We start from the raw sequence: 25,825 nt of genomic DNA, 5'->3' as shown, positions 1-25,825 counted from the left end.
GGACCAGGAAGGAAGGCTCCGCCTTCCAAAGAGAAAGGAAGCGTGTTTGTCTATGGCAGCGGCAGTGGGACATAAAGGCAAGAAACACAAAAGCACACCTGAAAAACAAGTGGAAGTGGATGTTCAGAAGATCTTCCTCACCCCGCCTCGGAGGCTCGGAGAACGCGCGATCCTGCTCGGTATGCTGGTAGTGACCTTCATGATTTTCTTCGGTCCCTTGAAGTTCTCCCAGGTGCCGCCCCTTGAAGCCGCGCTGACCGCCATGCTTCCTGCCGTGAGCCTGTCCTGGGGATGGATCGTTTTTTTAAGGTATAGGTTTAGAAAAGCTGAGTATTTAAAAGAGATTTAGCGAGTCAAAAGACAACAGCCGCAGAGGTTTAAAAGACCTGTCTGCGGCTGTTTTTTGTTGAAAATCCTTCTGACATGCTCTGGCACCAAATTGAGTTGAGTGTCAGACACCGAACTGAGTTGAGTGTCAGACACCAAACTGAGACCTGTCCGTGTCCCTAACCCGAAGTTTGGGACTTACACAGACTGAAATGATCGACTGTCCCAAGTATGAATTATAAAGAAACAGCTGTTAAAATAATAGGAAAATAATAGAAAAAGTAATAGTTTGTAAAATAAAATTCCAATATATTGCAAATACGACGAATTAATGATACAATAAAAGCGACGAAAATGTAATATAATGGATGGTGAAATCGATGGAAAGAGAATTTATTTTATATAAAATTAGAGCGAGAATTCTCGAAGCAGATAAAGGTGAGATATTTATTGTATCTGACTTTAAAGACCTAGGTGATATTAAGTCTGTTGGAAAAGCTTTGTCACGTCTTTGTGACGAAGGACTTATTCGTCGAATTATGAGAGGTTTGTATGAGTACCCACAATACAGTGACTATATGGGTGATCTTGTGGCACCATCACCAGAACGTGTGGCGCTTGCAATTGCTCGAAAGTATTCATGGCGTATTATTCCGGATGGCAATATTGCACTCAATCTATTAGGCTTATCTACACAGGTCCCGAGCACATGGACTTTTGCCAGCAATGGACCATATCGAGAATTTGAACTTGGGAAAACCAAGATTAAATTTGTTCACGTAGCACTTAAGGAAATTTCGAACATGACGTATAAAACGGCACTGGTAGTACGAGCATTAAAAGCATTAGGCGAAGAACATGTAAATGATAAAAACTTGATTATACTAAGCAGAAAAATTGAACATTCAGAGTGGGATAATTTGCTTAGAGAAACCAAATACACAACGGCATGGATCTATAACGCTATTAAAAATGCATTTAGTATTGGAGGCCATGATGAAGGAGATAGCAAAACTAAATACTCGTGAGAGGGCATTTGTCTTTAGACAAGTAGCAGCTGAAATGGGGATAATTGAAGCAATCGTTGAAAAGGATTTTTGGGTATGTTGGACATTGTTTTATCTATTCGAAATGTCAAAGTGGAAACGGGCGCTAGCTTTCAAAGGAGGAACTAGCCTTTCAAAAGGGTTCAAACTTATTGAGCGGTTTTCGGAAGATGTTGACATTATCCTTGACTGGAGACTATTTGGATGCGATGACAAAATAGCATGGTCTGATAGAAGCGGTAGTAAAGAAGACAAATTTGTGAAAGATCTAAATATTAGCGCATCTGAATTTCTTAAAACTACCTTTTTGGATAGTCTGAATGATGATTTTTCAGTAATGCTGAACGAAGATTTCAGTCTTTTTATTGATGAAAGTGATCCACAAACTGTCTGTTTTAGATATCCGCAGGTTTTTGAAGACATATACATTCAAAAAATTATTCGAATAGAAGCCGGGGCGATAGCCGCCTGGACACCAGCAACACAAGTCAATATTGAACCATTTATTTCTGAAAAATTTCGGAATAGAATGCAAAATCCTTCAACGAATGTTTTGACTGTAGCACCGGAGCGAACCTTTTGGGAAAAAGCAACGATCTTGCATAAAGAGGCTTACAGACAAAGTGGATTTATCCCAGAACGATATTCTAGACACTATTATGATTTGTATAAAATGTATAACTCACCTGTAAAAGATCTCGCATATAATAATTTGGATTTACTTACTCGTGTTGTAAATTTCAAAAATAAATTTTATCGATCTGCTTCTGCCCGATATGATTTGGCGATACCTGCTACATTAAAACTAGTGCCAAAAGACAATCATCTAAACAGTGTCAAAGATGATTATAAAGCAATGGCAGGAATGATATATGGAACTATCCCTGATTTTAAGAAAATCATTGAATGTCTTTCAATAATGGAAAGAGAGATTAATGAATTAGGACAAGCGAAACTTGTATCATTATCCCAAAAGGAGTGAATCCTTTGCCAAAAAACGAAAAAGAAATCATTCAAGACTTCAAAAACGAATGCATCAGCGATCTCAGTCAACTCGAATCGATCGAAGAATCTGAACTCATAAAAGCGATTGCCGACTCAGAGGCACAATTCCAAATAGATGGAAAATTAAATGACGCAAGAGAATCACTCTCCGCTTTAAGAAAGAAGCACTTTAGCCCACCTGTCGAAAAATAATGTTCTTCAAACTCAAACCATCGGCAAAGCCCTCGAAGCCTCTAAAAGCTTCAAGTGCCTTTGCCGATGGTTTTTTACTGCATCTCTCAGAACCCTTCAAGTAAGAGCTCAAAATCAAATCTGCATAGTCTCGAACCCAACCCCGCGTCCCCAGACTGAAATGACCGGCATTGCAGTAACAAATGCATCTTTATCCATGCTGGAAATCTGCTTCGCAATCAACATAGATTCCCTTTGTGAGCAAATGGAGACAAGTTTAATGCGCTGCTCGTTGGAGTATCCGCCAATGATGTTGTACTTAGTTATGCCTCTGTTAAGCGTATTTAGGATGTAATTCTCAATCTCCGTACTTCGCTCGCTGATGATTTCCATTTTAACCATTTTATTAGTAAAGCCATAAAGCACCAGCTCTGTCGCCCACATCTGAACAATTTGCATCAGAACGGCGTAAAGCGCAGTTTGAATGTCAAAGACCAGCGCAGAGAGTAAGATGACAGCCATATCAATGATGGCGATCAGCTGACTGATACTGACAAATGGAAAAAACCTCTTGTGAAGAATTTTGCCGATGGAATCCGTTCCGCCCGAAGAGTAGCCTCTTAACAGGATCAACCCCGCTCCAATACCCGCTATAACACCAAAATATACAGAAGAGAGAAACAGATCATCACCAGTCAAATTAAACTGAGCATCTGTAAAAAGCCATTGATCAAATAGCGTTAGAGTGACTGGAAATAAAACTGACAAGAGAAGGATTTTCTTGCTTTCCTGTTTTCCAAGCAAGAAATGCGTCGCTGCCAAAACGAGTGCAGACAAGCCATAGTAATAAAGTGTAAATGGAATTCCAGTTACTTTCCCCGCAAGGATGGAAAGCCCTGTGATCCCTCCAGTAATCAGACTATTGGGTTTGAGGATCACCGTAACTGCGAATGAAAAAAGTGCAGTCCCCAAAAGCAACAGGATTAAGTCAGTGATTTTTTTCCGTAAGACAGTATTTTTTATGGATGACATTTAATTGAATTCTCCTTTTCTTTACATACGTTCCGAGGCATCCAGCGCCAGGCGGGAACGTTCGCATTCGTCCTGCTGCATGGTAATCTGACAGCAGTATGGGCTTCCTTTCATGCGCTCAGAGGCGTAGCTCAAGCCATTGGTCGTTTCATCCAGCAGCGGGTGGTCTATTTGCCCAGGATCACCTAACAAAATGACCTTGGTGCCCTTGCCGACGCGGGTGATAATCCCCTTGACCTGTCTTGGCGTGAGATTCTGAGCTTCATCAATGATCAGGTACGTATGGGTCAGGGATCTGCCGCGGATGAAATTCATGGCTTCGGCGACAATAATGCCGCGATCAAAGAGCTCGTCAAATTTGTCCCGGAGCTCCTTTTCATTTCGGTAGCGTTCCTTTTCATCCCGGTCCACCAGGATTTCCAAATTGTCAATTATTGGCCTCATGAAGGGCGCAATTTTTTCCTGCTCACTGCCGGGCAGAAAGCCTATGTCTTCATCAAACTGGATGTTGGGCCGGCTGATTAGGATCCGCCGGTAAGCAGCTGTCTCGTTATAGATTTTATGCAGTCCCACTGCCAAAGCGTAAAAGGTCTTAGCTGTCCCTGCAGGACCCTTGACTATAACGAGTGGCACCTTTTTAGCATCCTCCATGAGGGCTTCCTGCAGAAAATATTGGCCGAGATTTCGTGGCGTGGCGCCAAAAGGATGTTCATTCGCATGGCGCAGAGGGACGACGAGTTTACCATCAAAACGGCCAAGCAGCGTTTTCTTTTCAGAAATTTCAGAATGGATCGTGAAAAATTGATTGATTATTGGCGTAACCTTCTCGGGCGTACCTTGTTCATTCACGTTGTAAAGCTCGTCAGGATGGATTCCGGATTTCTTCAACAAGCTCATTTTATTGTCCGGCACGTAAACTTTGGCTCTGCCGGTATATTGCCGCTCCGGCGCGGGCGCCTGATCCGTCGTGAATTCCTCCGCGGGGATTCCCATCAGCTGAGCCTTGATTCTGACCATAACATCGTGAGTGACCAGGACCGCGTGTTGGCCGTCATTGATCAGTCCTTTGCAAACCTTCAAAATCCGGTTGTCATTACTGACGGGATCAAAACCGCTTGGAAGCTCCACGTGCTTATGATTGAGCTCCAGTCTGAGACTGCCGCCCTGATCGAGCTGGATTCCCTCGGTCAGACTGCCCTGCTGGCGCAACTGCTCGAGGCTCCGAATGACCTGGCGCGTATTTGCCCCGCGCTCGCCTTCCTCATTTTTAAAGCGATCCAGTTCCTCCAGCGCCGCGATCGGGATGACGACATGGTTATCCTCGAAAGAGAATAGTGCGTGTGGCGCCTGAATCATAACATTTGTATCCAGCACATACGTTTTTGTCATAGGGCTGTGCCTCCTGAACCTGATTGATGATTGGCTGACCATCGGCAAGCTGTCATCTGTTCTAAGAATAGCTGGCCGATGTTTAATGCCGGCGTACAGCATATGAAATTTACGTTAAATATATTTCTGTGGGGCGGTCCTGACCATGCCTGTTACTGTAAAAATGCCATCGGCAAGGTACTTTAAGCTCTCAAAAAGTTTCAAGTGCCCCTCCCGATGGTTTTTGCTTCCAAAAAAATCTTTAATTTACGCCATTCATCTCTCAGCAATCCTGTTTAAACTCTTCTGAAACGTACAAAATAATGTTATAATAACGTACAAAAGAAGGGAGCTGAGCGACATGCCAATTATCAGACCCATAACAGATCTAAGAAATACAAACGAAATTTCCGATCTGTGTCACACTAAAAATGAACCCGTTTTCATTACGAAAAATGGATACGGTGATTTGGTTATAATGAGCATTGAAGCCTACGAGGCTATGATGGATGAGCATGAGCTGGACCAGGCAATTGCAGAGTCGGAAGCAGAATACAAAGTTGACGGTAAACTGCATGATGCCAGAGAAACTTTAAAAACTCTCCGGAGGAAGCATTTTGGATAAGTACACCATTAAATTGCTTTCCAAGGCCATTCGTGACATTGACGAGATCTATGCCTATATCGCAGCACAACTCAACAATCAAGGCGCAGCAAGTGATCTTGCTGATCAAATAGAAGGTGCGATTTTTTCCCTTGAGACAATGCCATTTCGAGGGGCGAAACGTCGTATAGGCGCTTACGCAAAAAAAGGATTCAGGCAACTTTTTGTTAAAGATTTCATCATAATCTATCGTGTGGATCATATAAAAAAACATGTTATTATAGTGACGGTCAGGCATATGAAAAGTATGATTTGAGTCAAAAAACCATCGGCAAGGTACTAAAGCTCTCAAAAAGCTTCAAGTGCACTCTGCCGATGGTTTTTTATTATTATGTCATTCCATCTCACAAAAATGGTAAAATTAACACAATAGCATGTGTCATTACCAAAACACCACGCCCACAACCCATTCTTTACGTCACTTAGATCCCATCACAAGCCTTCGAAGAAAGGGGCATCACAATGCACAAAACGGTTCACAAATCTCTCCTGGCCACCATGATCCTTCTGCTATCTGTTACACTCTTGATCCCGGCGAACACCTTCGCCGCAGCGCCCTCCACCTGGGCCGCGCCCTATATCTCAGCAGTCACCACAGAACCGGAGCTCGAGGTCAGCAGATTACTGGCCAACTATCAAAACCGGATCACCCGAGGCGAATTTGCCTATCTGGCGGTCGCGTTATACGATTACTACACCGGAACCACACCAGAAGCCGGTCAGGCGCGCTTCACCGACACCTCTGACCCTTACGTGCTGGCGGCGAAAAATGCCGGCATCGTCAGCGGCTACGAGGACGGAAGTTATCGCCCGAGCAGTGAAATCCGCAGGGACGAACTGGCCACCCTGTTCGTGAACCTGTTTAAAGCGACAAATATAAACTACCAGCCCGCAGACACCAGCCGCTTTGCGGATGATGCCATCATCCAGTCCTGGGCCAAGTCTTCCGTCTACATAGCCAAAACAAATGGCGTGGTCAGCGGCATCGGTGCAGGCGGCTTCAACCCAGCAGGCACCGCCACAAGGGAAGAAGCCCTGATCATGCTCTACAAAGCCACACGGCTCAGAGGCGACAACCCCATCCTTGAAGTCCATTTCATAGATGTAGGCCAGGGGGATGCCGCGCTGATTAAAAAAGGCGACCGCGCCATGCTGATTGACGGCGGAGATTACCTGAGCGACACGCTCCTTGTCAATTACCTGAAAGCCAAAGGCATTACAAAGCTCGATTACTTAATTGCCACCCATCCGCATATGGATCACATTGGGGGGCTGGACAGCGTCGTCAAAACCTTTGAGGTCGACAAAGTCATTATGCCGTCCGCGACCCAAGAGACACCTACCTATATGAGTTTTTCCAGTGCCCTCGCTCTGAGAGAGCTTGTGCAGGAGAAACCAATGGCAGGGGAAAGCTTTGGGCTTGGGAACTCGACCTTCACCCTGCTCGCGCCAAACAGCAGCAGCTACGACGACCTGAACGACCACTCCATAGTCCTGAAGCTGACGGACGGCGTCAATGACTTCCTGTTCGCCGGCGACGCCACCGCACTGTCCGAAAGCGAGATGCTCTTGAGATTCAGGGGACAGCTTGCCGCGGAGGTCCTCAAAATTTCCCATCATGGCAGCGATGACGCCTCAAGCCAAAACTTTCTGAACGCCGTGTCGCCAAAGTTTGCCGTTATCAGCGTGGGCAACCGCAACGATTACGGCCTACCGTCCCAAGTCGTCCTGAACCGCCTGGCTTCCATGAACGTGAAGCTCTACAGGACAGACCTGCTCGACACCATAGTTGCGAAAAGTGATGGCATCAGTATCACCTTCGACAAAGTCCCGACTGCTGCGGCCTGGCTCCCAGGCACTGGTGGAGTCGCAACGCCAACACCGGCACCGGCGCCAACACCAACCCCGGCCCCAGTTCCGGCTCCTATTGTAAGCCCTGCGCCAGTCGCACCGGGTACTGTGGTCCCCAACGGCATCATTATCAGCCTGCTGGAGAAGAGCAACGAGCTGGTCACCATCAAAAATACAACCACAGCAGACGTTAACCTTCAAGGCTACAGGCTTGTCTCTGAGAAAGGCAATCAAATCTTTGACTTCCCGTACTATCTCCTAAAAGCTGGCGCCTCGATTAAAGTTGCCAGCGGCGACGCCACCGGCGACCTCAAATGGACAACTCAGAACATGTGGAACAACTCCGATACGGACCCGGCAGCACTATACGATAATAAAGGCGTGCTGGTGTCAAGGGTAGTTAAATAAAGCCGGCAAGTCGCAGGAAAATAGGCTGTCCCTGCCGAAAACAAAATAAGCTTAATGAGGTTTCAATATGAGGATCAGAGATTACAATCCGAGTGACTGTGCAGCATTATCACAGCTTTTTTACGACACGTTCACACAGAAAATGCAAAAGACTACACACAAGCGCAGCTTGAGGTCTGGGCGACGGGGACTATTGACTTGGCAGCGTGGAACCAGTCCTTCCTCGAACACCTCACTTTGGTAGCTGAAATTGAAGACATCATTGTAGGTTTTGCGGATATGGACCATCAGGGCCATCTCGACAGACTCTATGTGCATAAAGACTACCAGAGAAAAGGCATCGCAACCGCACTGGTTAAATCACTGGAGAAAAGGTCAACAAATGATAACATTGAATTCTTTGAAACCTACGCCTCCATAACGGCCAGGCCATTTTTTGAAAAACTCGGATACACAGTGCAATATGAAAATACAGTGGTCAGAGGAAATATATCCCTGATAAATTTCAAAATGACGAAGAAGCGTCCAATCAAACTTAGGTAAAAAATTGCGTTTATTACCTATAATCAAGGCAATATAGGTAAATGAATTCGTCCGACGACCTATGTGAAAACAATAATTAACGACAGGTGGTGCTATGCCGATGGTCTCACCAACCCTCATAACACACAAGGTCATACCTTAAGGAGCCCACTCCCCATGAAGCACCTGACCGTCACTGTAGCCATCCTCATTCACAATGGTGAAATCCTCTGCATGCAGCGCAAAAAAAGTCACTTCAGCTATGTTTCATTAAAATACGAGTTCCCTGGCGGCAAAGTTGAAAACGAGGAATCCTTTGAAGCGGCATTGACACGCAAACTCAAAGAAGAGCTGAACCTGGATCTGGCCGTAGAGCCCAGACAACACTTTATGACCGTTGATCACACCTATACAGACTTTCAGATCACCATACACTGCTACCGCTGTGAGATCAGCCACCGAACGATTGAATACAACGACCATGAATCTTATATCTAGCTGAAACCAGAACTGCTCGATACCCTGGACTGGGCACCGGCGGACTGGCCGGTGGTGAAGATGTTGATAGCGGCAGAGAAATGATCCGTTGCCATCAGTCGACATTATCTTTCGCGCAGGAATTTTAAATTCGATATATCATTCTCCATACACAAAAGAGATCCTGAAAATAACTATAAGTCAGATGCAAAAAATCGACATGTCGCAAAAAAGAGACAGTTATTACATCACATAGGACAACATTAAGAATTAAAAAGTTTGTTTATATAAAGGATTGTCAATTTGACAATTCTTTTTTTGTTGAGTTGAAAAAAAGCGAATATTGAACCATTTTTCACATGATTTTGAAATCTTGTATTTGCAATGTGTTCAAGAATTATGTCCGAGAAAAACCACAAACTTCATAGCCAATTCTTTGTTCATTTATGATCCGAAAATGAAAGTTTGAAATCTTGGCATGCATTTTGCTCTATCTGTGAGCGTCAAACAAAATAAACATAAGTCAGTACACCCACCATACAAAAACCAATAAAATAAAAGGAGAATGAACAGATGCCAAAGTTTATTGATGTCAATGAAGTGCCAGATTTGATTAAAGATGAGGCCGTCATTTACAGTGCCGGATTTGGACTGGCTGCATTTGCGGAGGAGGTCGCCATTTCAGTCGAAAAAAGTTTCCTCGAAAAAGGCCGGCCAAGAAATCTGACTTTTTATAATGCGGCGGCTGTCGGCAATTTCGTCAACAGAGGCGCGGCTTATTATGCGCATGATGGCCTCTTGAAGCGATACGTGACGGGTCACTTCGGTGGGGTCGGTCCAGCACTCCAAAAGTTGATTGCAGAAAATAAAGTGGAAGCGTATAACTTACCGCAAGGGATCCTTTCGATCTTACCTAGAAATATTGCAGGTCGCAGACCTGGCGTTCTTTCAAAAGTTGGTCTTGGAACCTTCGTTGATCCAAGGATTGAAGGTGGAAAAGCCAATTCAGTGACAACGGAGGAAATTGTTGAAGTCGTGAATTTCGACAATGAAGAGTGGCTGTACTATAAGCTTCCAAAAGTGGATGTGGCAATAATCCGAGGTTCCGTCGCTGATGAAAATGGCAACCTGACGACGGATAAAGATGGCATCCACACGGAAATTATATCCGTTGCCCAGGCGGCGAAGGCTTGTGGGGGAATTGTCATTGCAGAGGTTGAAAACGTCGTGAAAGCCGGTACGCTTCATCCGAAAAAAGTTAGAGTGCCAGGCATTCTCGTGGATTATGTGACTATTTCAAAGCCGGAGCACCACTTCCAAACAATGGGAACTTATTTCAATCCGTCCTTCAATGGCGACATAAAAATTCCTATTCATTCCATTGAGCCTATGGCACTGACCGAGCGAAAAGTTGTCTGCAGACGCGCTGCCATGGAGCTGGTTCCAAATTCAGTCATCAATTTGGGTGTAGGGATGCCCGATGGTGTCGCGGCCGTCGCCGCAGAGGAAAAGGTGGATCATCTGATGACCATGTCCATTGAGGGCGGCGGCATTGGCGGAACACCGGCACAAGGGATCGACTTCGCCAACACCATCAATGCGGAAGCCATCATTGAACAGCCCTACCAGTTTGACTTTTATGACGGCGGTGGCATTGACGTGACCTTCCTGGGTCTGGCACAAGTTGACGAAAAAGGCAATCTCAATGTCAGCAAATTCAACAATAAGCCTGTGGGTTGCGGTGGATTCATCAACATTACGCAAAACGCGAAAAAAGTTGTCTACTGCGGCTCCTTTACGGCTGGCGGTCTTGAAGTGGAAATCAAAGACGGCAAGCTTCACATTATCAACGAAGGCAAAAATAAGAAGTTCGTTAAAAACGTCGAGCAGATTACTTTCAGCGGCGAATATGCTAGATCCATCGAGCAGCCGGTGCTCTATATCACAGAGAGAGCAGTCTTTAAGTTAACTCAAGCTGGCGTTGAACTGATTGAAATCGCACCAGGCGTTGACCTTCAAAAAGACATTCTGGACTTAATGGAATTTGTACCGATCATGAATGACGTCAAGTTGATGCCTGAAGAGTTATTCCAGGAAGTTTGGGGCAATCTGGCAAGTATGCTTCAATAAAGAAAAATTGGTCAATGGATTTACCGGTTTCCGCTTCTCCACGGGGCTATTCTCTAAAATGTGTTTCAGGCAATAGCCCTGTGGAAATGGCCAATCAGAAGTTTTCATAAGTTCTTCGCTGCATTTAATAAATGATCAGGTACAAACCTTTAACATACATCCATAAAGTTGATTTTGGTTGGCTATCCCAATATGATTAAAATACGAGGTGGAATCGCGATGAGTTTATTACCTTCAATTGGTGTCATTATTTCAATTCTTTTGATTATTTATCTGGCTGTTAAAGGCTACAGTATCGTTTTCATCGGTCCTTTATGTGCCATAGTCGCCATGCTGTTCAATGACATGAATATCTTCGAATATCTGATCACAGCGGATAAATCCTATTTCAAAGGACTCGCGAATTTTGTCGTCAGTTTTTCAGCCATGTTCATGCTGGGCTCAATTCTGGCGAAGTACATGGAGGAGAGCGGCGCTGCCAAATCGATCGCCGCGTCAGTACTGAAAGTTACCGGTAAGGACAAGCCGTATTCTGTACTGCTTGCCATCTTTCTGATCAGCACGATACTATCCTACGGCGGCATCAGCATCTTCGTCATCATGTTCGCGGTACTTCCAATGGCAAGACCAATTTTCAAGGAAATGAACCTCTCCTGGAGTTTGGTGGCCATTCCGCTATTCTTAGGCGCGGCCACATTTACCATGACCATGATGCCAGGGACGCCGACCATTCAGAACGTAGTGCCGACGACCTTCCTAGGCACCACGGTAACCGCAGCGCCTTTGCTGGGGATTCTTGGCTCTGCTGCAGCGATCGCTTTTGGTTTGCTCTTCATGAAATATGAACTGAAACTCGCCACAAAGAATGGAGAAAAATACACGGATACTCAAAAGATCTCTGAAGACGAAGTCCTTGCAGCAGAGGCGCCTGAAGTCAAAATGCCAAATATCTTCATCAGTCTGCTGCCTTCCATATTATTGGTATCCATTCTGATTGGCGGTAGTGCCATGAAGATTCCGAACATCATTCTGATTGGTTTGTTGGTTTCAAACGTGGTCTCAGCCATTCTGTTCAATGGCTATATCAAGAGTCATAAGACCATTTTGAACAGCGGTGCCGAAGGTGCCGTCATGCCGATCTTCTTTACCGCAGCGGCAGTAGGTTTTGGTATTGTCATTACGGCTGCACCAGGATTTCAGACCATCTTTGAAAAAATCCTCAACATGCAAACGAATCCGCTTGTGGGATTATCTATCGCAACGAGTGTGATTACGGTCATCACAGGTTCATCCTCAGCAACGCTGGGCATTGTTATGGGGACTTTTGCAGAACAATACCTCAATATGGGGATCCAACCTGAAGTACTGCACCGCGTCTCTGCAATTGCATCTTCTGCGTTGACACCGACGCCACATTCGGGCGTTATGCTGGCGTTCTTTGCCATGGCTGGTCTGAGCCACAAAAATGCTTATAAGCGATTCGCCATTACAATTGCTGGCGCGAATACACTGGCGACCATAGTCGTTGTGATTGCGGCCATGCTTCTCTATTAACGTTCTTCACTAAATTCCATTTAACCATCCACTGAAGCGGAAGCTTTGGTGGATGGTATTTTGGCGTTATCAACCAGGACGCGCAATGATCGTCTTGCATTCAGCGAGTTTTTAGCTCTGTTATTGGAGACGGAATCCCGATGTAATCGAAAAATGTCGAAGTATGTTATAATTCATTTAGAGTAGGATGATTTTACGACTGTTATTATTAGTCCCTTTCGCTGCTCCATCATAAATGATTTCAAGTACAGGAGTGATCAAGATGTTGAAGCCATTATCGGGAGAAATGGAACAGAAGCTGCCCCTATTTACAGCGGAGCAATTGAATAAATTTTTTGAGAATTCCTATGATGGCATCCTGGTGTCAGATGCGGAAGGAACCATCATCTTTGGAACACCTTCAGCAGCATTGTGCATGGGAGTTAAACTTGAAGAGCTGGTTGGAAAGAATGTCAAAGACCTTGTGAATGAAGGGAGATACAATCAATCCATCATTTTAAAGGCGATCGAACAGCGTCAGCAGCAATCCGGCGTGGTTTCAGTCGCGGCGGACGGTAATCGTGTTTTTTCGACAGCAACGCCTATATTTGACGAGCATGGTGCAATCAGCATGGTCATCACCAATGTCAGAACAGACAGCATTATGGAGAAATACATTCAAGAACTGGATCAGATCAAGACGAAGAACAAACGATACCGTTCTGCCCTCAAGTACCTGAGTCATTTAAATGTAGGCACCAACGCTGTCATCGCAGAAAGTCCGAAGATGATCAGCATTCTAAACTATTTGGACAGAATCAGCGGCACCAGCAGTACAGTACTGCTGCTGGGTGAATCAGGAACTGGCAAAGAAGTCCTTTCAAGATATATCCATGAAAAGAGCAACCGAAGCTCAGAGCCGTTTATACCCGTCAACTGTGCCGCGATCCCGAAAGACTTGCTGGAATCCGAATTCTACGGTTATGAAAAGGGCGCGTTTACAGGTGCCTTAACCACTGGCAAATCTGGATTCTTTGAAATGGCGGATCATGGCACCTTATTTCTGGATGAAATTGCAGAACTGCCGCTTGATATGCAGTCTAAACTCCTGAGGTCCATAGAACTGGGGGAGTTTCAGCGCGTTGGCGGAACTATGGTTATCAAGACAGATGTCAGGATTATCGCAGCGACAAATCAAAATCTTGAAGAAATGGTTGAGAAGGGTCTGTTTCGCAAAGACTTATTCTACCGGTTGAATGTTATTCCAATCCTCATCCCACCACTCAGGGAAAGAAAGGATGATATTCTGGCATTGTCTAAATACTTCCTTAATTTACAATTGAGTGATGAGGAAAGTGAAGCTGTTTTAAACTCTGGTCTATCGGACTTTTTGCTGAATTATGATTGGCCCGGCAATATCCGTGAACTTAAAAATGTTATTGAACGCGTCAGCATTGACTACAGTATTGGGGAGCAATCCCTGGAGCGACTGATCGAGATATTATCCTACAAGCCTCAAACCAGTCCGGATCAATCCATCGGAAACAAAGTGGTTTCAGCGGATCGTGAAATTGAAGATCTTTCTATGGTTGAGAATCTCAAGACCCATATGGACAAACTGGAAAAGCGATATCTGTTGGCCGTTTTGAAACAATGCAACTGGAATATTGTCAATGCTGCTAAGAAGCTTGAAATTCATCGAAGTCTTTTATACCGGAAAATGCAGGCATTGGAGATCAAGAAAGAGATCTAGCGGGACATCATTTAAGTAAGATCGATCATTAATTCTCAGATGTCTCAATTTTCAGACATGTCGCAGGAAAGAGACGCAAATTTGCGGATTTAGGACAGTCAATTCATTGAATCTGATCTTACAGACAGAAAGGTCCATTATAAAAGGACCTTTCTTTTTTATTTTGATTGAGTTGTTATGTCGCGCGCAAGTAAAAAACAAGCCATATCAACGCGCCTGGCTTCGCAAAAAACAATAAAGCAAAAAATCGTAGAAACATTAAAAAAACAAATCAAGTTGGCACACGACTTGCTTTATTAGAGGTTGAGACAAATATTAACCATCTTAACCAACCATCATAAGGAGGCCATAATTACAATGAAAAAGAAAGTCGTCATTACAAGCGGTGCAAGGACACCGGTAGGAGCGTTTCTTGGGGGCCTGAAAACCGTACCGGTTCAGGATCTGGCTGCAGCTGCCATCAAAGAAGCACTGAAGCGAAGCGGCAATCTTGATCCAGCCCTTGTTGAGGATGTCATTATGGGACATGTTGAATCTTCCGGCGAATGTCCGAACCTCGGACGAAATGCAGCCATGCTGGCGGGACTTGAATTCATACCAGGGTATACCGTCAACCGAATTTGCGGTTCCAGCATGCAGTCCATTGCCAATGGCGCAGTCGAGATTATGAACGGCGACGCTGAGATCATTGTCGCAGGTGGGGCCGAGAGCTTATCACGCGCACCGTATTATCTTCCGCTTGAAGCGCGGTATGATGGACTGAAAATGGGCAACCAGATGCTGAAGGATGCCAATACCACTTATCATCACAACGCTCAGCCGTACCCAATGTATCCTGTTGTACATATGGGGAATACTGCTGAGAATATCGTTAGAAAATATAGTATCCCAAGAGAAGACGCAGACCGGTTTGCTTTTGACAGCCAGATGAAAGCAAAAGCGGCCAAAGAGAGAAAGCGGTTTGAAAGGGAGATCGTTCCGGTCGAAGTGCCAGGCAGAAAAGGCGCGGTTACAATCGTGGATCAGGACGAGCATATGAAGCCGGATACGACCATGGAAGGGCTTGCAAAGCTTAAACCGGCCTTTGAGAAAGATGGCATCATCACCGCCGGCAATGCTTCCGGTCTCAATGACTGCGGCGCGGCAGTCGTACTAATGAGTGAAGATAAAGCCGCGGCACTTGGACTTGATGTCATGGCAGAAGTCGTGGATTACGCAGTGGCAGGTCTTGATCCAATGCTGATGGGACTTGGCCCGGTATATTCCATTCAGAAACTTCTCAAGAAAAATAATATGACAATGGAAGACATTGATGTTTTTGAAATCAATGAAGCTTTTGGCGGCCAAATGCTGGGCTGTATGATTGAATTGGGAATGACGTTTGAGAGCCCACTTTACGAAAGACTGAATCCTAATGGCGGCGCTATTGCTCTTGGTCACCCGCTCGGCGCAACAGGCGCCAGGCTGGTCATTTCAGCGATGTATGAACTGATTGACAAGAACAAACGCTATGCCATTGCCAGCGCTTGTATTGGCGGCGGAATGGGCATTGCGGTTCTGATTAAAAATCCAAAGGCATAATTGTCCTCATTTCAGTAACTTGAAGTCAAAAATTTGTAATGGCTCAAAAGTTCATGATGTTAAAAATCACATAATAATAATTTGGAGGGTTAATCATGAGATTAGAAGGTAAAGTCGCCATTGTCACAGGTTCAGCGAGAGGTTTAGGTAAAGCTATTGTAGCCAGATTGGCTAAGGAAGGCGCGAAAGTCGTCGTTACAGACCTGGATCAGGCTGGCTGTGACGCTGTTGTTGACGAAATCAAAGCTGCGGGCGGGGAAGCAATGGCCGTGGCCTGCAATGTGACAGACCGCATTGCAGTTCAAGCACTTGCGGCATCAACGCTTGAATACTTTGGTAAAATCGATATACTTGTCAACAATGCAGGTATTACAAAAGACGCGACCCTCAAAAAAATGACCGATGATCAATGGGACGCCGTCATCAATGTCAATCTTAAATCGGTCTTTATCTGTACGCAGGAAATCAGCAAGTATATGGTAGAGCAAAAGTCAGGTCGCGTCATCAGTATGAGCTCACTCGCAGGGGTAGAAGGCAACTTTGGTCAAACGAATTACTCCGCTTCAAAAGCGGGCGTGATTGGCATGACCAAAACCTGGTCCAAAGAACTCGGCAAGAACAATGTCACAGCAAACGTTATTGCGCCAGGCTTCATGAATACAGAGATGACCAAAACGATTCCTCAGAACATTGTGGATCAGATGCTCTCCAGAATTCCGGTTGGAAGAATGGGTGAACCGGAAGAAATCGCAGCCGCGGTTGTCTATCTGGCTTCAGATGAAGCAGGCTTTGTCAATGGTGTCACGCTCAATATCAATGGCGGTATGTACGTCATGTAATTAAACACTTAGGCAGGTCCGGCAAAGCGGGGAGCCGGACCTGTTCATAAATCCAAAATCATTCTATGTCTGGGAGGAGTTTATGTGGGTACAGTGGGGGTTATAGGTCTTCTGGTGTCGTTGGCAGTCTTGGTTGTGTTTGTTTTTCGGGGATTCCATGTCATTCCGGTTTCGTTGATAGCGTCGTTGATCGCCATTATCGCGAACAACGCAAATATTTGGGAAGTGCTGTCTAAAAACTATGCTGTCTCTATGCAGGGCTTTGTTGGCAATTATTTAATTATGTTTTTTCTCGGAACTTTGGTCGGTGAAATCCTTTCCAAGAGCGGCGCGGCCAGGCAAATTGCGATTAAGCTTGCGCAGGTCTTTGGAAGCAAAAGAAGTATATTGATTGTCGTATTGGCATCTGCGCTTCTTTCCTATGGCGGCGTGTCCGTCTTTGTTATCGTCTTCTCCATCTATCCTGTAGCCCTTTTCCTGTTTAAGGAAGCTGATATACCAAAGCGTCTGATCCCCGGCTCTATCATGTTGGGTGCAGGCACCTTTACGATGACCGCTTTACCAGGCACACCGGCGTTGACCAATATCATCCCAACCAAATTTCTCGGCACCACCGCAACAGCTGCGCCAATCATGGGCATCATCTGCGCCATCGTCATGTTTTCCGTGGGCTATGCGATCATGATCACCTATGAAAAACGCGTCAAAGCAAAAGGGGAGCGGTTCATACCAGGCCCTAATGATATTGTGGCGGATCTCAGCCCGGAAGAAATTAAAAAACTCCCAAGCTTTGCGCTTTCGATTATCCCAATCGTGGTCATCATTGGCATCATTTTGGGTGAAAGGTTCATGAAGATCGGTTTGCCTTCTGTTTTCACCGTCATTATCGCGCTGTTTACAGGTTCAATGGTGGGTTATGCTCTGTTCTGGAACAAGATTGAACAGAAAAAAGAAGCCTTGAACACCAGCGGACGAGGCAGTGTAGGCGCTCTCTTAAATACAGCAGCTGTCGTTGGCTTTGGAGGTACCATCAGAGCGGTACCGGCGTTTCAATCCTTTGTCAATTTCGCGCTTGGCTTAAATTTTGCGCCTGTCATCTCCGCGGCGCTGGCGGTCAACGTCATTGCGGCCATCACGGGATCTTCCTCTGCAGGCATCACCATTTTCATGGAATCCATGGCTCAAAACTTCCTGGATCTTGGCGTCCAGCCTGAGATCCTGCACCGCGTCACTGCCATTGCGGCAGGTGTACTCGATTCACTGCCCCACGCAGGTCCAAACGTTACCTTCCTGGCTGTTACAGGACTGACCTACAGGGAAGGCTATCCTGCAATGTTCCTGATGACCTGTGTCGTTCCGTTATTCGGATTGATCACTGCGCTGATTTTGGCGGCGGTCGGCATTGTGTAGGATCGAAATCAGTGCAAAATTCTGAAATATCGACTTTAGTAAGCTCACCGAATTATATAAGACCCTGTAACGTGAGTTAACGGTGTTGAAACGAGACCATCGGCCAAAATAAAAAATGAGAGGCTCTGCTCAGCCGGCAGAGCCTTCTATCAAAGGATGAAAGGTTATGATGAGATGATAGCATTCGTAAAGTCAAACGAGATCCCGGCATTGATTCCCTGCGGTGCTACAATTTATACCTGTGGGTTCGGGCTGGCGGGCTTCGCGGAAGAAGTGGCCATTGAAATTGAGCAGAGCTTCCTGAAGCAGGGCACACCGAGGGACCTGATCCTGTATCACTCCACCGGAACTGGGAACAGCAGGGACAAGGGCATCGCACATTTTGCCCATGAAGGGCTGGTTAAAAGGATTGTCGGAGGACATTTTGGTGCCAGCGGACCCGAGATTGGTAAGCTGATCATGGAAAACAAAATTGAAGGCTATAATTTTCCCCAAGGCGTTTTAGCCATCTTGCCAAGGGAAATTGCGGGACGCAGACCAGGCGTCATCACGAAGGTCGGACTAGGGACGTTTGTTGATCCACGGCTGGAGGGCGGAAAAATTAACTCACTGACCAGACAACAGGAAGATTTAGTGACACTGGTGACTTTGGACCAGGAAGAGTGGTTGTTTTTTAAAGCCCCCAAAGTGGATGTGGCGATTATCAGAGGGACTTCTGCCGATGAGCACGGCAACCTCACCATTGAAAAAGATGGCGTTCTGGTTGAAACGCTTTCTGTGGCGCAAGCTGCCAGAGCCTCCGGCGGCATTGTCATAGCGCAAGTGGAACAAGTTGTGAAAGCGGGCACGATGCATGCAAAAGAGGTAAAAGTACCGGGCATCATGGTCGATTATATCTGCGTCGCGAAGCCTGAAAACAGCTTTCAGACCCAGGGCACCTATTTCAATCCGGCCTTTTGCGGGGATCTCAAGATCCCGCTTCATACCATCAAGCCCATGCCGCTGGATGAAAAGAAAGTCATCAGCCGCAGAGCTGCCATGGAGTTGACAGAAGGCGCGGTGGTCAATCTGGGGATTGGGCTGCCGGAAGGTGTTTCAGCGGTCGCCGCAGAACAGGGTGTCTGCAGCAAGATTACCCTGACCACGGAAGGCGGCGGAATAGGAGGCGTTCCAGCATCAGGTCTGGACTTCGCCAATTCTGTCAATCCAGAAGCCATCATTGAGCAGCCCTACCAGTTTGATTTTTATGATGGTGGCGGCATTGATCTCTCCATTTTGGGGCTCGCCCAGACGGACAGCGCCGGCAACGTCAACGTGAGCAAATTTCATAGCAAAGTCGCTGGCTGTGGTGGTTTCATCAACATTACACAAAACGCCAAGAAAATTGTCTTTTGCGGCAGCTTCACAGCTAAAGGACTGGAAGTTGAGGTGCGCGACGGCACACTCAAGATCCTGAAAGAAGGCCAAATGAAGAAATTCATCCAGAGCGTGGAGCAAATTACCTTCAGCGCTAACTATGCACTACAAAGGCATCAAGAAGTGCTTTATGTCACTGAACGCGCAGTATTTAGCCTGACCGAGCGTGGCTTGGAGTTGATTGAAATCGCCCCGGGGATTGATCTTGAACATGACATCTTGCGAAACATGGATTTCATTCCAATCATAGAACAGGTGAAACTCATGCCGGAAGAGATCTTTTTTGAGCAGTGGCATGGCTTGGCCTGTTTGGCAAAAAAATAAATTAGAACAAGACCAATGTTGTTTGTGTTTAAAGCGAATGCTTTAGGACCAGGACATTGGTTTTTTCATGTTATAAAGGTATTATATTGTTAAGAGTAAAAAATTGCCGGGATGTTAACGCGTACAAGGCCACTTTGACAGGAAAATAACTGATAAGGGTGGAGATCTTGTTGCCGATGGTCACGCCCCACCCTACACCCCCCACACCACAAAATAAACCTTAAGGAGCCCACACCCATGAAGCACTTGACCGTCACCGCCGCCATCCTCATTCACAATGGCGAAATCCTCTGCATGCAGCGCAAAGAGAGTGAGCGCGACTACATCTCACTAAAATATGAATTCCCCGGCGGCAAGGCAGAAGCGGGGGAGACCATGGAGGACGCTTTGTCCCGCGAGCTTAAGGAAGAACTCAACCTGGATCTGGCGATTCAGCCAAACCACTTTTACATGACGGTGGATCATACCTATCCGGATTTTTCGATCACCATGCATTGTTATCAATGCGAGATCCCAAGCAGAACTATTGAATGCAATGACCATCACCATTATGTTTGGCTGCCCCCAAGTCAGCTCGACACCTTGGACTGGGCGCCAGCGGATTGGCCGGTGGTAAAGCGTTTGATGGGATAATGGACGAGAAGGCGGTGTCAGCGGCTAAAGCCAATCGACCCCGCCTTCCTTCCATTTTTTCCATTCGACAATATTAGACACTAAATTTTCCAATTATCTTGCAGGATTCCTGGAAATAATCTCGAATGATGTAAAGTGCAGTTAATCGGAGGTGTCCTAAGCCCATGGTGCCAGTATCAGGTCTCTACGAAGAAGTGATCTCTGAAGCGCTGAAGACCCAGCTCGAAACGCTTCAGGAATACCAAAATGAAACCAAGAAAATAGACCCGGAAGAGGCTTATCTCATCCTGTCAAAATACACCGGCCAGGTGATCCGTCGAGCCCTTCGCTTAGTTCGTGAAACTAAGCATACTAAGGAAAGCGACAACGACGACAGCGAAGCTCTGGCACATCAGGTGTCACTCTGCAATCAGGTTATTGAACTACTCTCACAAGTGACAAAGCAGGATGACCTTTTACATTACAAAATCAGTGAACAGCACGAAATGCTGCTTTCACTTTACTTAAAAATAAACACTACGCGGGCACTCAAAAAAGAAAAGTCAGTCCTTAGGCCAGTGACGCCAATTTCCGAAAGCGCACTTTTCACCGGTGCCAACATTGAACCGAGTATGGTCAGCGAATTAAAAAAAGAGATCCTGACCTCAGACAGGATCGACATTTTAATGTCCTTTATCAAGCTGAGCGGCCTGCTGCTGATTATCGAAGAGCTCAAGGAATTCGTTTCCCAAACCCCAGACCGCAAAGTCCGCTTCATCACCACTTCCTATATGGGCGCGACTGACTACAAAGCCCTTAAGCTCCTGAGCGACATCCCTCAGATCGAAGTTAAAATGTCCTTCAACAGCGACCAGTCCAGACTTCATGCCAAAGCTTATCTTTTCGAGCGTCAAACCGGTTTCTCAATCGCTTACATAGGCTCCTCAAATCTCTCAAAAGCTGCCATCACCAACGGCTTGGAGTGGAACGTCAAACTCTCTGAGCGCGACTCCTTCGAGATCATCAAAAAGTTCCAGGCGACCTTCGAAAGTTACTGGAACGACCCTGAGTTTGAAACCATCAACCTGGAAGACCCAATCTCAACCAAGCGCATAAAAACAGCGCTGCAGCAATACCAGCAGACGCCTCAACATAAAGAGCTCCTATTCGACATTACACCCCATCCGTTCCAGCGAGAAATGCTTGGCCATCTCCAGGCAGAGCGCGAGGTCCACGGCCGTTACAAAAACCTTTTGATCGCCGCCACCGGCACTGGTAAAACAGTAGTCTCAGCTTTCGATTACGCCCGCTTCGCAAGAAGCATAGAAAACACAGCGCTCAAAGCCATCAAGCGCCCACGCCTCCTATTCATTGCCCACCGAAAGGAAATTCTGGATCAGAGCCTGAGGACCTTTAGAGTCATCCTCAAAGACCAAAATTTCGGTGAGACTTTCTACGGCGGCAGTGACCCCACCCAGCTGGACCACCTGTTTATGAGCATCCAGACCTTCAACGCCAAGGCGTTTCACACGCACACGACCTCGGACTTCTATGACTTCATCATTATTGACGAATTTCACCACGCCGCGGCGAATTCCTACCAGAAGCTCCTCGCCCACTATAATCCCAAAATCCTTCTGGGTCTCACCGCCACACCGGAGCGCATGGACGGAAAGGATGCCTTCCAACATTTCGATCACTACGTCGCCTCCGAGCTGCGCCTGCCCGAGGCTATCGACCGCCAGCTCCTGGCGCCCTTTCTCTATTTCGGCGTCGCCGACAACGTCGATTACTCCCAGATGCAGTGGAATGGCCGCTACGACGAGAACGAGCTCACCAAGGTCTACACCGCCAACGATCACCGGGCCAGCCTCGTCTGCCAGAAGGTCGAACAGTATCTGAACGACCTGAGCGAGGTCAAGGCCATTGGTTTCTGTGCGTCCCAGGCCCACGCCCGGCACATGAATGCCTACTTCCAGAAGCGGGGCCTAAAGTCGGAGGTCGTCCTTGCAGATACCGACACGTCTTCCCGTGACAGTGCCCAAAAGCGTTTAGCCGATGGTCACCTCAACTTCCTCTTCACCGTAGATCTTTACAACGAGGGCGTCGACATTCCGGACCTCAACACCGTTCTCTTCCTGCGCCCCACCGAGAGCCTGACCGTCTTCCTTCAGCAGCTCGGTCGCGGCCTGCGCCTCAGTCCGGGAAAAGAACACCTCACCGTCCTGGACTTCATAGGCCAGGCCCACAAGAACTACCAATCCCGCTTCGAAGAAAAATACCGGGCGGTCTTCGAAAAGAGCCGTCATTCCCTGGTCCATCAGATCGAACAGAATGTCTTCAAGCTGCCCCGAGGCTGCTACCTTCAGTTTGAAAAAATGGCCAAAGAGTACGTCCTGCGCGGTCTCAAGCAGGTCACCTTCAACGCGCGCTTCTTGAGCGAAAAAGTCCGGACCTTCGAGGCCGACACCGGTCAGCCTTTAACTTTATCCGCTTTTCTGGAGCATCATAAGCTCACTCTTTACGACTTTTACGGCACTGGCAGCACCCCGCGAAGTCTCTATACTCTTCTGAGCCCTGAGGGCTTTGAGGCGACCGCTGATTACCTCAGTGTCGTCAAGCGCTTCAAGAGCCTGTTTCATCTGAATTCCAGGCGCTTTCTCCGGTTCATCTTGCAGTACCTTGAGGAGAAGGGGTGGGAAAGGGAACCATCGGCCAACTTACTCGAGAATAGGCTGGAGGGGATGCTGTACTACACTTTCTTCCAGAAGCACCCGGGCCAAAACGGGCATGGGGGCTATAAGGACGCCTTAAAAACCATTTTCTCCGCCGATGGTCACCTCACCCAAGAAATCGCCCAAATTTGCGACCACCTGCTCGAAAAAATTGATTTCGTCGATGCGTCCGTGGACCTGGGCTTCGAGTGTCCACTGGACCTGCACTGCGCCTATTCGCGGGACCAGCTGATGGCGGGACTCGGGGCCTTTGACGAGCAGTCGAGCCAGGAATTCAGGGAGGGCGTCAAATACCTGAAGGATCAGAAGCTGGACCTGTTCCTGATCAACCTGAACAAGTCGGAGAAGGACTTTTCGCCGTCGACCATGTACGAGGACTATGCCATTAACAGCACGCTGTTCCACTGGCAGAGCCAGTGCACAACCAGCGTGGAGAGCCCGACGGGGCAGCGCTACATTCACCATAGAGAAAACGGTCATAAGATCCTGCTCTTCGTGCGGGAATACAAGAAAGAGCATGGATTGACTGCGCCGTTCATCTACCTGGGGAAGGCGAACTACATCAAACATGAGGGCTCGAAGCCTATTAGCTTTGTGTGGGAGCTGGAACGGGAGATGCCGGCAAGTCTCGTGGTTCGGGCGAATAAGAGTGTGATGTAGGGGGAAATGATGAAACCAATAACCGTGAATGAATTGAAAAAGGAATTGAAGAAGCTGGATCAGGCGGAACTGATTGAACTGATCACAAAGCTTTATAAAGACAATAAAACAGTCAAAGAAGCATTGAGCGGCCGATTCATTGGTGCGGAGTATCAACTGGAAATGCTTGAGTCAAATAAGAATAAAATCTATGACATCTTTTTTCCGGACAATCCGATGAAGCCGGTTTCTTATAAAAAGGCGATTGATTTGCTTGAGGTATATAGAAGCGTTGGAAATAAAGAGTTCGTGTTGGATCTAATGCTCAATTATGTGGAGTGTGGGGCCGAGTTCACTGAAATGTTGGATGGCCCGGATGGAAAGTTTTATAGTTCTTTGATTAAAGTCTATTCAAAATTTGTAGATCTTATCAATGAAAACGGAACGGATGAGCTGCACAATAAATTCAGAGAAAGAATCAGCAAACTATATGATGCCTTAGCGCCAAAGGACTGGGGTTTAGGGGATGCGTTCTTTGAAATGTCGCTTGAGCTGGAATGGTTTGATGAGGTAGTGTTTGGGGAAGAGGAAGAGGAAAAAAATTTAGAATGTTAGTGAAGTTTTCCAGATTACAGAATGTGATTCTAAAATTTGACGACGTTAGAATTTAACTAACTTTATGATCATGATAAAGCAATACAAATATTTTGTTTTGCTAACACTTATGATTGAGTAGTAGCAGCAACAAAATTTGAATGCTTGCAGTGGGGGATAATAATTGAACACTAATTCGAACATGCTGTTGCATAAAGGACGAGATATCTCTGCCGATGTAAAGTTTTGTACTTATAATCCAAAAACAAAGAAATATGACGTTACATTTTTAAATGGGAAAGAATTCTCATATAATTATTCGTCATTATTACGGTTAAGAGACCCCAAAGCATTGAATCCAGCTAATATTCGAATTGAATATAATGGATGCGAATTGAATGATATTTGTTCGATACAAGTATTTTCAGAACCATCCATTGAATTTTGGCGTATTCGATTTATTGATGGTCGTGTAGGGAGTTATAACAGAACAGATTTGAAAGTAACAACATCTTGTCTCAGCCAAAAAGAAGCTCTGGACTGCTTAAAGTATTTGCGACAACTATCTCAAATAAATGAATTGCGTTTAGACAATGGTGAATACTTGCTGAAAAAGCTGTATGATAATTTGGAGTTTATTGGTGACGATACTGGGCTTGCTGTATACCTAAATTATAAAAATATGAGGCCAATGGCTTCAAAGAGTCCTTTTTTAATTTTTCCATTTGGAGGAAATGCAAGTCAATTTGAGGCGGTTAGTAACGCTCTAAATAACCAAATTAGCGTAATTCAAGGCCCGCCCGGGACTGGAAAAACACAAACGATACTAAATATAATAGCTAATTTGTTGGTCCGGGGAAAAACAATTCAAATAGTTTCAAATAATAATTCTGCCACAAATAATATTTTCGAAAAACTATCAGCACAAAAATATGGGATGGATTTTCTAGTTGCACAATTAGGAAATTCAGAAAACAAATCAGACTTCTTAAAAAATCAAACAGGTCATTATCCCGACTTGCAAAGTTGGGTATCTGATTCTGAAACACTTAATAAACTTTGCTCAAGAATATCATTAGTAACAAATGAACTTAAAGATATATACACAAAACAGGAACGTCAAGCAAAACTGCGTCAGGAGAGGAAAGAGTTAGAACTGGAAATTAAATATTTTAGACAATACTGCGATGAAACAGGCTATCCTTTTGAGGACAATAAGAACAGGCATTCAATAAAGTCTGAGAGATTAATGCATTTATGGCATGAATGTTATGATTTTTCAGAGAAAGGTAAAACTATTTCATTTTGGTTCAAAATTAAAAGCATCTTATATTATAAGATATCTGATTGGAATTTTTATAAAAATAGTTTACCAACGATGATTACAC

The 25,825-nt window shown here is 45.8% G+C and carries 22 protein-coding genes; 20 read left to right on the top strand and 2 right to left on the bottom strand.

The features are described from left to right. The first annotated feature begins 46 nt into the window (after window positions 1–46). The 4 genes from OEL90_RS08145 to OEL90_RS08130 all read left to right on the top strand — a co-directional run bounded on the left by OEL90_RS08145 (window position 47) and on the right by OEL90_RS08130 (window position 2,570). On the top strand, window positions 47–349 hold the full coding sequence (locus OEL90_RS08145; protein WP_331488112.1) for a hypothetical protein: 303 nt from the start codon (window positions 47–49) through the stop codon (window positions 347–349). 358 nt (window positions 350–707) lie between these two features. Next, complete coding sequence (locus tag OEL90_RS08140) at window positions 708–1,355, top strand: DUF6088 family protein (RefSeq protein ID WP_300687833.1); 648 nt, start codon at window positions 708–710, stop codon at window positions 1,353–1,355. Continuing rightward, window positions 1,324–2,355 carry a nucleotidyl transferase AbiEii/AbiGii toxin family protein gene (locus tag OEL90_RS08135; protein WP_300687831.1) on the top strand — a complete coding sequence of 344 codons (1,032 nt, stop codon included), beginning with the start codon at window positions 1,324–1,326 and terminating at the stop codon, window positions 2,353–2,355. Before OEL90_RS08140 ends, OEL90_RS08135 begins: the two co-directional genes overlap by 32 nt. 5 nt (window positions 2,356–2,360) lie before the next feature. Further along, window positions 2,361–2,570 (top strand): hypothetical protein, encoded by a 210-nt coding sequence (locus tag OEL90_RS08130; RefSeq protein ID WP_300687829.1) that lies wholly within the window; start codon window positions 2,361–2,363, stop codon window positions 2,568–2,570. A gap of 114 nt (window positions 2,571–2,684) precedes the next feature. Here the strand turns inward: OEL90_RS08130 and OEL90_RS08125 are convergent, their stop codons facing one another. Beyond that, window positions 2,685–3,581: a YitT family protein gene (locus OEL90_RS08125; protein ID WP_300687827.1), complete on the bottom strand. Its 897-nt coding sequence runs from the start codon at window positions 3,579–3,581 to the stop codon at window positions 2,685–2,687. A 21-nt stretch (window positions 3,582–3,602) separates the two neighbouring features. Then, a complete protein-coding gene (locus OEL90_RS08120) occupies window positions 3,603–4,970 on the bottom strand; it encodes a PhoH family protein (protein WP_300687825.1) in 1,368 nt (455 codons plus the stop codon). 340 nt (window positions 4,971–5,310) lie between these two features. Between OEL90_RS08120 and OEL90_RS08115 the strand changes: the two genes are divergently transcribed. The 16 genes from OEL90_RS08115 to OEL90_RS08040 all read left to right on the top strand — a co-directional run. Further along, window positions 5,311–5,574 (top strand): type II toxin-antitoxin system Phd/YefM family antitoxin, encoded by a 264-nt coding sequence (locus OEL90_RS08115; protein WP_300687823.1) that lies wholly within the window; start codon window positions 5,311–5,313, stop codon window positions 5,572–5,574. Then, window positions 5,567–5,869, top strand: coding sequence for a type II toxin-antitoxin system RelE/ParE family toxin (locus OEL90_RS08110; RefSeq protein WP_307730926.1), 303 nt, complete (start codon window positions 5,567–5,569; stop codon window positions 5,867–5,869). The genes OEL90_RS08115 and OEL90_RS08110 overlap by 8 nt, the downstream gene beginning before the upstream one ends. Before the next feature lie 206 nt (window positions 5,870–6,075). Then, window positions 6,076–7,872, top strand: a complete 1,797-nt coding sequence (locus OEL90_RS08105) for an MBL fold metallo-hydrolase (RefSeq protein WP_300687821.1) — start codon at window positions 6,076–6,078, stop codon at window positions 7,870–7,872. A 198-nt stretch (window positions 7,873–8,070) separates the two neighbouring features. After that, window positions 8,071–8,415, top strand: a complete 345-nt coding sequence (locus tag OEL90_RS08100; RefSeq protein ID WP_307730925.1) for a GNAT family N-acetyltransferase — start codon at window positions 8,071–8,073, stop codon at window positions 8,413–8,415. A gap of 156 nt (window positions 8,416–8,571) precedes the next feature. Then, window positions 8,572–8,892 carry an NUDIX domain-containing protein gene (locus OEL90_RS08095; protein WP_300687819.1) on the top strand — a complete coding sequence of 107 codons (321 nt, stop codon included), beginning with the start codon at window positions 8,572–8,574 and terminating at the stop codon, window positions 8,890–8,892. A 552-nt stretch (window positions 8,893–9,444) separates the two neighbouring features. Next, the gene (locus OEL90_RS08090; RefSeq protein WP_300687817.1) at window positions 9,445–11,001 is read left to right on the top strand and encodes an acyl CoA:acetate/3-ketoacid CoA transferase; all 1,557 of its coding nucleotides are present in this window, start codon (window positions 9,445–9,447) and stop codon (window positions 10,999–11,001) included. 219 nt (window positions 11,002–11,220) lie between these two features. Next, complete coding sequence (locus OEL90_RS08085) at window positions 11,221–12,555, top strand: GntP family permease (RefSeq protein WP_300687815.1); 1,335 nt, start codon at window positions 11,221–11,223, stop codon at window positions 12,553–12,555. A gap of 262 nt (window positions 12,556–12,817) precedes the next feature. Beyond that, complete coding sequence (locus OEL90_RS08080; RefSeq protein WP_300687813.1) at window positions 12,818–14,287, top strand: sigma-54 interaction domain-containing protein; 1,470 nt, start codon at window positions 12,818–12,820, stop codon at window positions 14,285–14,287. 357 nt (window positions 14,288–14,644) lie between these two features. Beyond that, a complete protein-coding gene (locus OEL90_RS08075) occupies window positions 14,645–15,868 on the top strand; it encodes a thiolase family protein (RefSeq protein ID WP_300687811.1) in 1,224 nt (407 codons plus the stop codon). A 95-nt stretch (window positions 15,869–15,963) separates the two neighbouring features. Then, window positions 15,964–16,707, top strand: a complete 744-nt coding sequence (gene fabG / locus OEL90_RS08070) for a 3-oxoacyl-ACP reductase FabG (protein ID WP_300687810.1) — start codon at window positions 15,964–15,966, stop codon at window positions 16,705–16,707. Between the two features lie 84 nt (window positions 16,708–16,791). Further along, complete coding sequence (locus tag OEL90_RS08065) at window positions 16,792–18,117, top strand: GntP family permease (RefSeq protein ID WP_300687808.1); 1,326 nt, start codon at window positions 16,792–16,794, stop codon at window positions 18,115–18,117. 174 nt (window positions 18,118–18,291) lie between these two features. Continuing rightward, window positions 18,292–19,857, top strand: coding sequence for an acyl CoA:acetate/3-ketoacid CoA transferase (locus OEL90_RS08060; protein ID WP_300687806.1), 1,566 nt, complete (start codon window positions 18,292–18,294; stop codon window positions 19,855–19,857). Between the two features lie 237 nt (window positions 19,858–20,094). Further along, entirely contained in the window at window positions 20,095–20,490 is a 396-nt protein-coding gene (locus OEL90_RS08055) for a (deoxy)nucleoside triphosphate pyrophosphohydrolase (protein ID WP_300687805.1), read from the top strand. A gap of 164 nt (window positions 20,491–20,654) precedes the next feature. Next, window positions 20,655–23,864: a DUF3427 domain-containing protein gene (locus OEL90_RS08050; protein ID WP_300687804.1), complete on the top strand. Its 3,210-nt coding sequence runs from the start codon at window positions 20,655–20,657 to the stop codon at window positions 23,862–23,864. Between the two features lie 9 nt (window positions 23,865–23,873). Then, window positions 23,874–24,458, top strand: coding sequence for a DUF6155 family protein (locus OEL90_RS08045; protein WP_300687802.1), 585 nt, complete (start codon window positions 23,874–23,876; stop codon window positions 24,456–24,458). Window positions 24,459–24,621: 163 nt separating this feature from the next. Continuing rightward, on the top strand, window positions 24,622–25,825 hold a 1,204-nt coding region (locus tag OEL90_RS08040; RefSeq protein WP_300687801.1), incomplete at its 3' end, for an AAA domain-containing protein.

This window comes from Acidaminobacter sp. (genome assembly GCF_030247605.1).
Taxonomy (GTDB): Bacteria; Bacillota; Clostridia; order Peptostreptococcales; family Acidaminobacteraceae; genus Acidaminobacter.
Note: the sequence above shows the minus strand (reverse complement) of the source record. Positions and strands in the feature narration are given on the sequence as shown.